This window comes from Nonomuraea zeae (genome assembly GCF_005889725.1).
In the GTDB taxonomy this organism is placed as follows: domain Bacteria; phylum Actinomycetota; class Actinomycetes; order Streptosporangiales; family Streptosporangiaceae; genus Nonomuraea; species Nonomuraea zeae.
Genome location: NZ_VCKX01000293.1, coordinates 1 through 14,795, shown reverse-complemented (window position 1 = coordinate 14,795; position 14,795 = coordinate 1). Strand labels below are relative to the sequence as shown.

Sequence of the window (14,795 nt, the reverse complement as noted above, 5' to 3'; positions counted from 1 at the left end):
GGGGAGTTGTATATCGCGGGTGTGCAGGTGGCTCGCGGGTATGTGGGGCGGCCGGATCTGACGTCGGAGCGGTTTGTGGCGTGCCCGTTTGAGGTGGGGGCGCGCATGTATCGCAGTGGTGACGTGGCGCGCTGGAACGCTGATGGGGATCTGGAGTATCTGGGCCGGGTCGACGACCAGATCAAGATTCGGGGGTTCCGGGTGGAGCCGGGTGAGGTGGAGGCGGTGCTGGCGGCGCATCCGCTGGTGGCTCAGGCGGCGGTGATCGTCCGCGAGGACCGGCTGGTGGCATTCGTCGCGGGCAAGGACGTGCAGCCCCGCCTGGTGCTCCGCTACGCCGCCGACCGGCTGCCCGGCCACCTGGTGCCCGCCACGGTCGTCGTGCTCGCCGAGCTGCCGCTGACCGCCGCCGGCAAGGTGGATCGCCAGGCCCTGTCGCTGCCGGGGCAGAAGCCGGCCGCGGCGCGGGCGCCGGCCACGCCGCTGGAGGAGAGCCTGTGCGGGGCCTTCGCGGAGGTGCTGGGCCTGGCCGAGGCCGGGGTGGAGGACGACTTCTTCCGGGTCGGCGGGCATTCGCTGCTGGCGGTGCGGCTGGTCAGCCGGATACGCGCGGCGCTCGGCATCGAGGTGCCGCTGCGCTGGGTGTTCGAGGCGCCCACGGTGGCGGCGCTGGCGGGCCGGCTTGAGGACGCCGGAGCGGCGCGCAAGCCGTTGCGGGCGGTGGAGCGGCCGGAGCACGTGCCGTTGTCGTACGCGCAGCAGCGGCTGTGGTTCATCTCCCGGCTGGAAGGGCCGAGCGCGACGTACAACGTGCCGGTCGTGCTGCGGTTGTCCGGCGAGGTCGATCGGGCGGCGCTGAACGCGGCGTTCCTGGACGTGATCGGGCGGCACGAGGTGCTGCGGACCATCTTCCCCGCCGTGGACGGCGAGCCCCGTCAGCGGGTCCTGGACGAGCCCGCCTGGGAGCTGGCCGTGGCCGACGTGACCTCGGAGGAGGTCGAAGGCCGGATCGGCGAAGCGGTGGGCCACGTGTTCGACCTCGCGCGCGAGATGCCGATCCGGGCATGGCTGCTGTCGGAGCCGGCGGACGAGCACGTGCTGGTGGTGGTCCTGCATCACATCTCGGGCGACGGCTGGTCGTGGCGGCTGCTGGCGCGCGACCTGTCGATGGCGTACGCGGCCCGCCGCGACGGCACGGCCCCCCGGTGGGAGCCGTTGCCGGTCCAGTACGCGGACTACGCGTTGTGGCAGCGGGACCTGCTGGGCGAGGACCAGGACGACGACAGCGTGCTCGCCCGGCAGCTCGGATACTGGCGGGACGCGCTGACCGGCCTGCCGGAGGAGCTGGTGCTGCCGGCCGATCGGCCGCGCCCGGCGGTGGCCTCCTACCGGGGGCACACCGTGCCGGTCGAGGTGCCGGCCGAGGTGCACGCGCGGCTGGCGGACGTGGCGCGGGCCGAGGGCGTCACGACGTTCATGGTGGTGCAGGCCGCGCTGGCCGTGCTGCTGTCACGGCTCGGGGCCGGGAATGACATCCCGATCGGGTCGCCGAACGCCGGCCGCATGGACGAGGCGCTGGACGAGCTCGTCGGATTCTTCGTCAACACGCTCGTCCTGCGGACCGACCTGTCCGGGAACCCGACGTTCCGCGAGCTGCTGGGCCGGGTGCGGGAGTCCAGCCTGGCAGCCTTCGAGCACCAGGACGTGCCCTTCGAGCGGCTGGTCGAGGAGCTGGCGCCCACGCGGTCGATGTCCCGGCATCCGCTGTTCCAGGTGCTGCTCACCCTGCAGAACACCGGTGAGGCCGCGCTGGAACTGCCCGGCGTACGGGCCGCCGGGCTGCCGGTCGAGGAGGCGCCGGCCAAGTTCGACCTGGAGCTGAGCCTGACCGAGCTGTCCTCGCAAGCGGGGCTGCGCGGGGTCCTGCGGGTGGCCGCTGACCTGTTCGACAGGGAGTCGGCCGAGACGCTGGTGGCGCGGTGGACGCGGGTGCTGGACGCGCTGACCGCCGACCCGGCGATCCGGCTGAGCGGCGTGGACGTGCTGGCCGCCGGAGAGCGGCACCTGGTGCTGGAGCAGTGGAACGACACCTCCGGCGGCACTGTCCCCGAACGGCCGTCCGGGACGCTGGCGGAGCTGTTCGAGGCGCGCGCGGCCGTCGCCCCGGACGCCACGGCGGTCGTCGGTGACGGGACCGAACTGTCGTTCGCCGAGCTGGACGCGCGGGCGAACCGGCTGGCGCGGCTGCTGGTGGCGCGCGGTGCCGGGGTGGAGTCCGTGGTCGGGGTGTCTCTGGAGCGCGGTGTCGATCTGGTGGTCGCCCTGCTGGCCGTGCTGAAGGCCGGGGCCGCCTACCTGCCGGTGGACCCGGACTACCCGGCCGAGCGGAGGGCGTACCTGGTCGAGCAGGCCGGGGCGGTCTGCGTGATCACCTCGTCCGGCGTGACGCCGCCCGGCCGGGTCGCGCGGGTCGAGCTGGACGATCCGGCGGTGGCCGCCGAGCTGGCCGGTCATGCCGCGGACGCGCTGGGCGTCGAGGTGGACGGCGCGAACGCGGCGTACGTGATGTTCACCTCCGGCTCGACCGGGCGGCCCAAGGGCGTGGTGGTGCCGCACGCGGGCGTGCTGAACCGGCTGGCCTGGATGCAGGAGCGGCTGCGGCTGCCCGAGGGCACGCGGGTGCTGCAGAAGACGGCGTTCGGGTTCGACGTGTCGGTGTGGGAGCTGTTCTGGCCGCTGCTGTACGGCGGCGTACTGGTCCTGGCGCGGCCCGGCGGCCATCGGGACGCCGCCTATCTGGCGGAGCTGATCCGCCGTGAACGCGTGAGCGTGGCGCACTTCGTACCGTCGATGCTGGAGGTGTTCCTGTCCGAGCCGGCCGCCGCGCGATGTGGCGGCCTGGAGTGGGTGGCCTGTTCAGGTGAGGCGCTGCCCGCGCATGCGACGCGGCGGTTCTTCGAGGTGCTGGACGGCGTCCGGCTGGAGAACTACTACGGGCCCACCGAGGCGTCGATCGAGGTGACCGCCTGGGAGTGCCCGCCCGGCTGGGCGGGCGGCTCGGTGCCGATCGGCAGGCCCGTGGCCAACACCCGGGCGTACGTGCTGGACGAGTTCCTCCGGCCGGTGCCGCCCGGCGTGGTCGGCGAGCTGCACATCGCCGGGATACAGGTGACCCGGGGCTACGCCGGCCGCCCCGGGCTGACCGCCGAGCGGTTCGTGGCGTGCCCGTTCGGTCCGGGCGGGGAGCGGATGTACCGGACCGGGGATCGGGTGAGCTGGTCGGCCGACGGTGAGCTGTTGTTCGCGGGGCGGACCGACGACCAGGTGAAGATCCGCGGCTTCCGGGTCGAGCCCAGCGAGGTCGGCCTGGTCCTGGCCGATTGCCCCGAGGTGGGGCAGGTGGTGGTGGTACCCCGCGAGGACATGCCTGGGGACGTGCGACTGGTGGCGTACGTGGTCCCGTCCGACGGGACGGCCGACCTGGCGCAGGTCGTGCGGCGCTACGCCGGGGAGCGGCTGCCGGAGTACATGGTGCCGTCCGCCGTCGTCGTGCTGGACGCGTTGCCGGTGTCGATCAACGGCAAGCTCGACCGCAAGGCCCTGCCCGCCCCCGCGTACACCGTGACCGCCGGGCGGCGGCCGGGCACCCGCGAGGAGGAGCTCCTGTGCGAGGCGTTCGCGGAGGTGCTCCGCCTCGACGGCGTCGGCGTCGATGACGACTTCTTCCGGCTCGGCGGGCATTCGCTGCTGGCGGTGCGGCTGGTCAACCGGATCCGGTCGGTGCTCGGCGTGGAAGTGCCGTTGAAGGACCTGTTCGAGGCGTCCACGGTCGCGCGGCTCGCCGCCCGGCTGGCCGGTGCCGGGGCCGCCCGCCGGGGGCTCGCGCCGATGGAGCGGCCGGAGCGGGTGCCCCTGTCGTACGCGCAGCAGCGGCTGTGGTTCATCGGCCAGATCGAGGGGCCGAGCTCGACGTACAACATCCCGGTGTCGTTGTCCCTGTCAGGGGACGTGGACGTGGCGGCGCTCAGCGCGGCGTTCCGCGACGTGATCGGGCGGCACGAGGTGCTGCGCACGGTCTTCCCCGTCGTGGAGGGCGAGCCCTGCCAGCGGATCCTCCCGGTCGAGGAACTCGACTGGGAGCTCCCGGTGGCCGGTGTCACCGCCGCGGAGCTGCCCGGCGTGGTCGCCGAGGCCGCCGGGCACGCCTTCGACCTGTCGTCGGAGGTGCCCATCCGGGCGCGGTTGTTCGCGGTGACGGACCCCTCAGAGACGGACCTCTCAGAGACGGACCTCTCAGAGACGGACCTCTCAGAGACGGAGCCTTCAGAAACGGAGCCTTCTGGCACGGGGGACGAGCACGCCCTGGTGGTCGTGGTCCATCACATCGCCGGGGACGGGGCCTCGATGGGGCCGCTGGCGGCGGACCTCTCCGCGGCCTACCGCGCCAGACGCACGGGTACGGCTCCCGCCTGGCAGCCGCTGCCCGTCCAGTACGCCGACTACACCTTGTGGCAGCGGGAGGCGCTCGGCGACGAGCGGGATCCGGCGAGCCTGATCTCCGGCCAGGTCGCCTACTGGCGGGACACGCTGGCCGGCGCGCCGGAGGAGCTGGAGCTGCCCTTCGACCGGCCGCGTCCGGAGGTGGCCTCGCATCGCGGGCACATGGTGCCGATCGAGGTGCCGGCCGAGGTGCACGCGCGGCTGGCGGAGCTGGCCCGGCGCGAGGGTGTCACCACGTACATGGTGGTGCAGGCCGCGCTCGCGGTCCTGCTGTCCCGGCTCGGTGCCGGGACCGACGTCCCGATGGGAGCGGTGCACGCCGGGCGGCCCGACGAGGCGCTGCACGATCTCGTCGGCTTCTTCATCAACACGCTCGTCGTCCGTACGGACCTGTCGGGCGACCCGACATTCCGTGAGCTGCTGGGGCGGGTGCGGGAGCGCAGCCTGGCCGCCTTCGAGCACCAGGACGTGCCGTTCGAGCGGCTGGTGGAGGAGCTCGCGCCGGCGCGGTCGATGGCCCGGCATCCGCTGTTCCAGGTGATGTTCAAGGTCCAGAACAACGCCGAGGCGGTGCTGGACCTGCCGGGGGCGCGGACGGAGGCGATCGCGCCGGGGACGGCGGCGGCCAAGTTCGACCTGGACTTCACGGTCGCCGAGGTCCCGGCACTTGGCGGGTTGCGCGGATCGCTGGTCGCCGCGGCCGATCTGTTCGACCGGCGGTCGGCCGAGTTGCTGGTCGCGCGGCTGGCGGGCGTGCTGGACGTGGTGACCGCCGAGCCGTCCACCCGGCTGAGCGGGGTGGAGGTGCTGGACGAGGCCGAGCGGCACCAGGTTCTCGTGGCCTGGAACGACACGGCGGCCGAGGTGGCGGCCGGGTCGCTGGTGGAGCTGTTCGAAGCCCAGGTGAGGCGGGCGCCGGGGGCCGTCGCGGTGGTGGCGGGCGAGGTGTCGTTGTCGTTCGCGGAGCTGGACGAGCGGGCGAACCGGCTGGCGCGGCTGCTGGCGGGACGGGGCGTGGGCCCGGAGTCGGTGGTGGGCGTGTGCCTGGAGCGCGGTGCCGAACTGATCGTCGCACTGCTGGCGGTGCTGAAGGCCGGGGGCGCCTACGTGGCGCTGGATCCGGCGTATCCGGGAGAGCGGTTGCGGTGGATGGCGGCCGACGCCGCGCCGGTGGTGGTGCTGGCCTCGGCCGGGACGGCGGGTGCGGTGGCGGGGACGCCGGTGGTGGTGCTGGACGATCCGGCGGTGGCCGCCGAGCTGGCCGGTCATGCCGCGGGCGCGCTGGGTGTGGAGGTGGACGGCGGGAACGCGGCGTACGTGGTGTACACCTCGGGTTCGACGGGGCGGCCGAAGGGCGTGGTGGTGCCGCATCGCGGGGTGGTGAGCCTGTGCGAGTGGTCGGCTCGGAGCGTGCTGGCCGGGGTGGCGCGGGTGGCGCTGACCACGTCGGTGTCGTTCGACGCGTCGTGGAATCAGCTTGCGGGCTTGTTCGCGGGCCGTGAATTGCACGTGGTGGACGGTGAGACGTGGCTGGACGCGGGCCGGCTGGTGGGCTGGCTGGCGGCGGGCGGGGTCGACTTCATGGAGGTGACGCCGTCGTACGCACAGGTGCTGGTGGAACACGGGTTGCTGGAGCGGGCCGGGCTGAAGCGGCTGGGCGTGGGCGGCGAGGCGGTGCCGGCGGGGTTGTGGGCGCGGCTGGCCGGCGGCACGGTGCGGGGGTTCAACTTCTACGGGCCGAGTGAGTGCACGGTGGACACCGCGGTGGCGCGGATCGGGGCTCAGGAGGGCCCGGTGATCGGCCCGCCGGTGGCCAACACGCGGGTGTACGTGCTGGACGGCGCGTTGCAGCCGGTGCCGGTCGGGGTGGCGGGTGAGCTTTACGTCGCCGGTGCGGGGGTGGCGCGGGGGTATGCCGGCCGGGCGGCGCTGACGGGTGAGCGGTTCGTGGCGTGCCCGTTCGAGGGCGGCCGGATGTATCGGACCGGGGACCGGGTGCGCTGGACGCCTGAGGGCGAGCTGGTGTTCCTGGGCCGGGTCGATGACCAGGTGAAGGTGCGGGGCTTCCGGGTCGAGCCGGGCGAGGTCGCGTCGGTGCTGGCCGGATGCCCTGGGGTGGGGCAGGTCGCGGTGGTGGCGCGGGAGGACGCGCCGGGAGACGTGCGGCTGGCGGCCTATGTGGTGCCGTCGGGCGGAATCTCGGTCGATGTCGTACGGGAGTTCGCCGCGGAGCGGTTGCCGGAGTACATGGTGCCGTCGGCAGTGGTGACGCTGGACGCGCTGCCCCTGACGGCGAACGGGAAGCTGGACCGCCGGGCCCTGCCCGACCCGCAGTACGCCGCCAGGACGGGCCGGGGCCCGGCCGACGCGCGTGAGGAGGTGGTGTGCGCGGCGTTCGCCGAAGTGCTGGGCGTCGGATCGGTGGGCGTGGACGACGACTTCTTCGCCCTGGGCGGCCAGTCGCTGCTGGCGATCCGGGCGGTGGCGGCGCTGCAGGCGCGCGGTATGTCGGTGTCGGTGCGCTCGTTCTTCCAGGCGCCGACCCCGGCCGGGCTGGCGCGGTCGGCCGCCGAGGCGAGGGTGCCGGTGCCGGACAACGCGATCCCGGCGGACGCCACCGCGATCACCCCGGAGATGCTGCCGCTGGCCGAGCTGACGGCACAGGAGATCGACCGCGTCGTGGCCACGGTCGAAGGCGGCGTCGCGAACGTCGCCGACATCTACCCCCTCGCGCCCTTGCAGGAAGGACTCCTGTTCCACCACCTGCTCGCCGAGACCGGCCAGGACGCCTACGTGCAGCCCACCGTGGTCGAGTTCGACTCCCGCGCCCGGCTGGACGCCTTCACCGGCGCGCTGCGGCAGGTCGTGAACCGCCACGACGTCTACCGCACCTCGATCGTCTGGCAAGGGCTGCGGGAGCCCGTCCAGGTCGTGTGGCGGCGGGCGGAGCTGCCCGTGCACGAGGTGACGCTCGGCGGGCAGGGCGGCGACCTCGCCGAACGCCTGGTGGCGCACGTCGGCCGGACCATGGACCTGGGCCGGGCGCCGCTGATGAGCGTCCACGTCACGCCCGTCCCCGGCATCGGCCGGTGGCTCGGCCTCATCCGGGTGCACCACATGGCGCAGGACCACACCGCGCTCGAAGTGGTGATCGACGAGGTGCGGGCGTTCCTCGAGGGACGCGGCGCCGCCCTGCCGGAGCCGATGCCGTTCCGGGACTTCGTGGCCCAGGCCAGGGGCGCCGTCAGCCGCGCCGAGCACGAGCGGTACTTCGCCGGCCTGCTCGGCGACGTGACCGAGCCCACCGCCCCGTACGGCGTGCTCGACGTCCGCGACCACGGCACCGCCTCCGTGCGCGAGATCGTGCCGTTCCCGCCCGGCCTGGACCGGCGGATACGCGAGATCTCCCGCCGGGCCGGCGCCAGCCCCGCGACCCTCATGCACGTGGCGTGGGCCCGGCTGCTGTCGGTGCTGTCCGGCCGCGACGACGTGGTGTTCGGATCGGTGCTGTTCGGCCGCATGACCGCGGGCGCCGGCTCCGACCGCGTCCCCGGCCCCCACATGAACACCCTCCCGGTACGCGTCCGCACCGACGGCCTCGGCGTGCTCGAAGCGGTCGGCGCGATGCGCGGCCAGCTCGCGAACCTGCTGCGCCACGAGCACGCCCCCCTGGCGCTCGCCCAGCAGGCCGGTGGCGTCACCGGCGGAGCCCCGCTGTTCACCTCCCTGCTCAACTACCGCCACAACGCCGGCGCCCAGGACGCGGGCGGGTCGTTGGCGGGCATCACGCTGCGCTACTCGGAAGACCGCGACAACTACCCGCTCACCGTCTCCGTGGACGACGGCGGCGACCGGCTCTCGCTCGCCGTGGACGCCGTCGCGCCGATCGACCCGCGGGCCGTCGGCACGTTGCTGCGCACCACCGCCGACAACCTGGCCACCGCGCTGGAAGCGGTGCTGGACGGCGACCCCGATCTGCCGCTGAGCGCCGTGGACGTGCTCGACGCCGCCGGCCGCGAGCAGCTGCTGCACGCCTGGAACGACACGGCGGTCCAGGTCCGGCCCGCGACGGTGACGGAGCTGTTCGAGGCCCAGGCGGCGCGGACGCCGGACGCGGTCGCGGTGGCCTGCGGCGGGGACGCCGCCACGTACGCGGAGCTGAACGCGCGCGCCAACCGGCTGGCCCGGCTGCTGGCGGGGCGGGGCGTGGGCCCGGAGTCGGTGGTCGCGCTGGTGATGGAGCGCGGCGTGGAGCTGATGGCCGCCGTGCTCGGCGTGCTGAAGGCGGGGGGCGCGTACCTGCCGGTGGATCCGGAGTACCCGGCCGAGCGGATCGCGTACATGATCGAGGACGCGGCGCCGGCGATGGTGCTCGCCTCGGCCGCGACGGCGGGGACGGTGCCCGGCGCGCTCGTCGTGGACTCCCACGAGACTGCCGCGGAGCTGGGCGGGCTGTCCGGTGACGACCTGGGGTCGCCGGTGCTGCCCGGGCACCCGGCGTACGTGATCTACACTTCCGGCTCGACCGGCCGGCCCAAGGGCGTCGTCCTCACCCACGAGGGGTTCGCCAACACGGCGGAGGCGCTCGCCCGGCGCTACTCGACCGAGGTGGGCCCCGGATCGCGGATGCTGCAGTTCGCGTCCGTCAGTTTTGACATGTTCTGTTCCGAATGGGCGCTGGCCCTGCCCGCCGGCGCCACCCTCGTCGTCGTGCCGCCGCACCGGCGGCTCGGCGCGGAACTGGCGGCGTTCATCACGGGTGAGGGGATCACGCACGCCGCGTTCCCGCCCGCCGTGCTCGCCAGCATGGACGACGGCGCCGTCCCCGCCGGCGTCGTCATCGACGCCGGCGGCGAGGCGCTGCCGGCCGAGCTGGTCGAACGGTGGGCGCCGGGCCGGGAGCTGTTCAACTCCTACGGCCCCACGGAGACCACCGTGGACGCGGCGGTGTGGGAGTGCCGGGCGGGCGTGACCGACGTGCCGATCGGCACGCCGATCGCCAACACGCAGGTGTACGTCGTGGACGAGCACCTCGCGCCGGTGCCGGTGGGCGTGGCGGGCGAGCTGTACGTCGCCGGGGCCGGGCTGGCGCGCGGCTATCTGGGACGGCCGGGGCTGAGCGCGGAGCGGTTCGTGGCCGATCCGTTCGGGCCCGCCGGGACGCGGATGTACCGGACCGGTGACCGGGTGCGATGGAACGCGGACGGCGAGCTGGTGTTCGCCGGGCGGGTGGACGACCAGGTGAAGATCCGCGGCTTCCGGATCGAGCCGGGCGAGGTCCAGGCCGTGATCGCCGCCCACCCGCTGGTCGAGCAGGCCGCGGTGGTGCCCCGCGAGGACGTGCCGGGGGACGTGCGGCTGGTGGCTTACGTGGTACCCGCCGCGACGACGCCGGCCGCGATGGACTCGGCCGCGATGGATTCGGCCGCGGCGGATCCGGTCGCGCATGTGCGGACCAGTGCGGGGGCTCTGGCCGCCGTGCTGCGCAGTCACGCGGCGGAGCGGTTGCCCGGTCACATGGTGCCGTCGGCGATCGTGATCATGGATGAGCTGCCGCTGACCGTCAACGGCAAGCTCGACCGCAAGGCCCTGCCCGTGCCCGACCACGCGTCCGGGCCCGCCACCCGCGCGGCCACCCCGCAGGAGGAGATCCTGTGCGGCCTGTTCGCGCAGGTCCTCGGCCTGGACGGCGTGGGCGTCGACGACGACTTCTTCGCGCTCGGCGGCCACTCGCTGCTGGCGGTCCGGCTGATCAGCCGGGTACGGACGATCATGGGCATGGAGGTGCCGCTGCGCGCCCTGTTCGACGCGCCGACCGTGGCCGCGCTCGCCGCCCACCTCGACGCGACCCGTCGCACCGGCACCGCCGCCGTGCAGACCGCGCTCACCCGGGTGGAGCGCCCGCGACGGGTGCCGCTGTCGTTCGCGCAGCGCCGCGTGTGGTTCATCGGCCAGCTCGAAGGGCCGAGTGCCACGTACAACGTCCCGGTCGCGCTGCGGCTGCGCGGCCACCTCGATCTCGGCGCGCTCCGCCTGGCGCTGCGCGATGTCGTGGAGCGGCACGAGGTGCTGCGCACGCGGTTCCCGGCCGCGGACGGGGAGCCGTACCAGGAGGTCGTGGCGCCGGCGGAGCTGGCGCTGGAGCTGCCGGTCACCGACCTCGCGCCAGAGGAACTGGACGCGGCGGTCGCCGCCGCCGCCCGGTACGTGTTCGACCTGGCCGAAGAGGTGCCGCTGCGGGCGTGGTTGTTCCGCCTCGCGCCGGACGAGCACGTGCTGGCCGTCACGATCCACCACATCGCCAGCGACGGCGCGTCCACCGGCCCGCTGGCCCGCGACCTGTCCGCCGCCTACGCCGCGCGCCGGGCGGGCCGGGCGCCGGGATGGGCGCCGCTACCGCTCCAGTACGCCGACTACACCCTGTGGCAACGCGAACTGCTCGGCGACGAGCGGGACCCCGGCAGCGTCATCTCCGGCCAGGTCGCGTACTGGCGCCAAGCCCTGGCCGGTGCGCCGGAGGAGCTGGCACTGCCCTTCGACCACCCCCGCCCGGCCGTGGCCAGCCACCGCGGCCACCCGGTGCCCATGGAGGTCCCGGCCGGGGTGCACGCCGCGCTGCGGCGGATGGCACGCGACGAGGGCGTCACCATGTTCATGGTCCTGCAGGCCGCGCTCGCCACGCTGCTGTCCCGGCTCGGTGCGGGCACCGACATCCCGATCGGGTCCCCGAACGCGGGGCGTACCGACGAGGCGCTCGACGACCTGGTGGGCTCGTTCGTCAACACGCTGGTGCTGCGTACGGACCTGTCCGGCGACCCCACCTTCGCCGAGGTCCTCACCCGGGTGCGCGAGACCAGCCTCGGCGTCTTCGCCCACCAGAACGTGCCCTTCGAGCGGCTGGTCGAGGAGCTGTCCCCGAGCCGCTCCATGGCCCGCCACGCTCTGTTCCAGGTCATGCTGACCCTGCAGAACACCATCGACGAGGACATCGACCTGCCCGGCCTGCGCACCGAGCCGGTGCACACCAGCGCCTCCGCGGCCAAGTTCGACCTCGACGTCATCATGGCCGAGGCGTTCGACGACGGCGGCGCCCCGGCCGGGGTACGCGCGCTGATCACCGCCGCCGCGGACCTGTTCGAGCCCGGTACGGTGACCGCGCTGGCCGGGCGCCTGGCGCGCGTACTCGAGACCGTCTCCCGCGACCCGCGGGTCCGGCTCAGCGCACTGGACGTGCTCGACCCCGCCGAACGGCACCGCGTCCTGACCGGCTGGAACGCCACTGCGTCCGACGTGCCGCCCGCGACCGTGGCGGAGCTGTTCGAGGCCCAGGTATGGCGCACGCCCGGCGCGGTCGCCGTGGTGGCGGACGGCACCGAGCTGACGTACGCCGAGCTGGACGAACGGGCCGGGCGGCTGGCCCGGCGGCTGGCCGGGCACGGCGTCGGCGCCGAGTCGGTGGTGGGCGTGTGCCTCGAACGCGGGGCCGACCTGATCGTGGCGCTGCTGGGGGTGCTCAAGGCCGGGGGCGCGTACCTGCCGATCGACCCCGCCTACCCGGCCGATCGGGTGGCGTTCATGATCGCGGACGCCGAGCCCGCCGTCATCGTGGGTACGGGCGTCGCCGGTGTGACCACGCTGGCCGTGGACGGCGACGGCCCCGAGGCGCCGCCGGTCAGGGACGACGGGGCCGTGGCGCGGCCCGCGTACGTCATCTACACCTCCGGCTCGACCGGCCGGCCCAAGGGCGTGCTCGTCTCCCACGCCGGCGTGGCCGCGCTGGTCGCCGGCCAGGTACGCGCCCTCGGCGTCGGCCCGGGCAGCCGCGTGGGGCAGTTCGCGTCGGCCAGTTTCGACACCTTCGGCTGGGAGTGGATGATGGCGCTGCTGTCGGGGGCGGCGCTGGTGGTGATCCCGCCCGCCCGGCGGCTGGGCGAGGACCTGCCGGTGTTCCTCGCCGAGCGGCGGGTCACCCACGTGACGCTGCCGCCCGCCGTGCTGGCCACGCTGGACGAGGGCTCGCTCGACCCCGGCGTCGTCGTGGTGGTCGCGGGCGAGGCGTGCCCTCCGGATGTCATGGCGCGGTGGGCGCGCGGCCGGCGCATGTTCAACTCCTACGGGCCCACGGAGACCACCGTGGACGCCACGCTCTGGCGTTGCGACCCCGCCTCCGGCCAGGTGCTGATCGGCACGCCCGTCGTGGACACGCGGGTGTACGTCCTGGACGAGTTCCTGGCACCCGTACCCGTCGGCGTGGTCGGCGAGCTGTACGTCGCGGGCGCGGGGCTGGCCCGTGGCTACCTCGGACGGCCCGCGCTGACCGCCGAGCGGTTCGTCGCCGACCCGTTCGGCGCCGACGGCACACGTCTCTACCGCACGGGCGACCTCGCCCGCTGGACGCCGGACGGCGAGCTGGCCTTCGCCGGCCGTGGCGACGACCAGGTGAAGATCCGCGGCTTCCGCATCGAGCCGGGCGAGATAGAGAACGTGCTCCTCACTCACCCGCAGGTCGCCCAGGCCGCGGTGATCATGCGGGAGGACGAGCCGGGCGACAAGCGCCTGGTCGCCTACCTCGTCCTGGCCGACGACGCTGCCCACGCCGACCCGTCGATCCTGGAACTGGCGGCCGAACGCCTGCCCGACTACATGGTGCCCGCGGCCGTGGTGACGCTCGAGACGCTGCCGCTCACGGTCAACGGCAAGCTCGACCGCAAGGCCCTGCCCGAGCCGGACTACGCCGCGAGCACGGCCGCGCCCGCGGACCGCAGGCCGCCGAACGCCCGCGAGGAGATCCTGTGCGGGGTGTTCGCACAGGTGCTCGGTCTGGAGAGCGTCGGCGTGGACGACGACTTCTTCGCCCTCGGCGGCCACTCCCTGCTCGCGGTACGGCTGGCCAGCCGCATCCGCGCGGTCCTCGGCGTCGACGTGGACATCCGCGTGCTCTTCGAGGCGCCGACGGCGGCCGGGCTCGCCGCCCGCCTGTCCGATGACGCCACCGCCCAGGCGCCGCTAACGCCGATGGCACGCCCGGACCGGGTGCCGTTGTCGTTCGCGCAGCGGCGGTTGTGGTTCATCGGCCAGCTCGAAGGGCCGAGCGCCACGTACAACGATCCCATCGCGCTGCGCCTGCACGGCGACATCGACAGGGATGCGCTCGGGCTCGCCCTGCGGGACGTGATCGGGCGGCACGAGGTGCTGCGGACGGTCTTCCCCGTCGCGGACGGTGAGCCGTACCAGCGGGTGGTGCCCATCGAGGAGCTGAGCTGGCAGCTGTCGGTACGCGAGGTCTCTCCCGCCGACCTGGCGGCGTCGGTGGCCGAGGCCGCCGGGCACGCCTTCGACCTGGCCGCCGAGGCGCCCATCGGCGCCTGGTTCTTCGAGGCGGGCCCGGACGAGCGGGTGCTGGTCGTCGTGATCCACCACATCGCGGGCGACGGCTGGTCCATCGGGCCGCTGGCGCGGGACGTGTCGGTGGCGTACCAGGCCAGGCGTGGCGGGCGGGCCCCGGTGTGGGAGCCGCTGCCGGTCCAGTACGCCGACTACGCCCTCTGGCAGCGCGACCTGCTGGGCGACGAGAACGACCCGGACAGCGTGATCTCCCGGCAGGTCGCCTACTGGCGCGAGACCCTGGCCGGGGCGCCGGAGGAGCTGGCGCTGCCGTTCGACCGGCCGCGCCCGGTAGTGGCCTCGCATCGCGGGCACAGCGTGCCGGTCGAGGTGCCGGCCGAGGTGCACGCGCGGCTGGCCGAAGTGGCCCGTGCCGAGGGCGTCACGATGTTCATGGTGCTGCAGGCCGGGCTCGCCGTGCTGTTGTCACGGCTCGGCGCGGGCACGGACGTCCCGATCGGGTCGGCGAACGCGGGCCGGACGGACGTGGCGCTGGACGACCTGGTCGGCTGCTTCGTCAACAGCCTGGTCGTGCGCGCCGACCTGTCCGGCGACCCCGAGTTCCGCGAGGTGCTGCGCCGGGTACGCGAGCGCAGCCTGGCCGCGCTCGCCCATCAGGACGTGCCGTTCGAGCGGTTGGTGGAGGAGCTGGCGCCGTCGCGGTCGATGGCCCGGCACCCGCTGTTCCAGATCGTCTTCACCATGCAGAACAACGCGGAGGCCAGGCTCGACCTGCCCGGCGTCCGGGCGGAGGGGATGCCGGCGGGGACGTCGGCGGCCAAGTTCGACCTGGACGTGCTCGTGGGCGAGGTGTTCGACGGTGAGGGGGCGCCGGCTGGGGTGCGGGGGTCGGTGACGGTTGCTACCGATCTGTTCGATCCGGAGTGGGCTGAGCGGATCGCGCGGTATTG

Annotated in this window: 1 protein-coding gene; it reads left to right on the top strand. The window is 74.1% G+C overall.

Going from position 1 to position 14,795, the window contains the following annotated elements:
- A partial coding sequence (locus tag ETD85_RS50675; protein ID WP_138697028.1) for an amino acid adenylation domain-containing protein occupies positions 1–14,795 on the top strand: 14,795 nt, incomplete at both ends.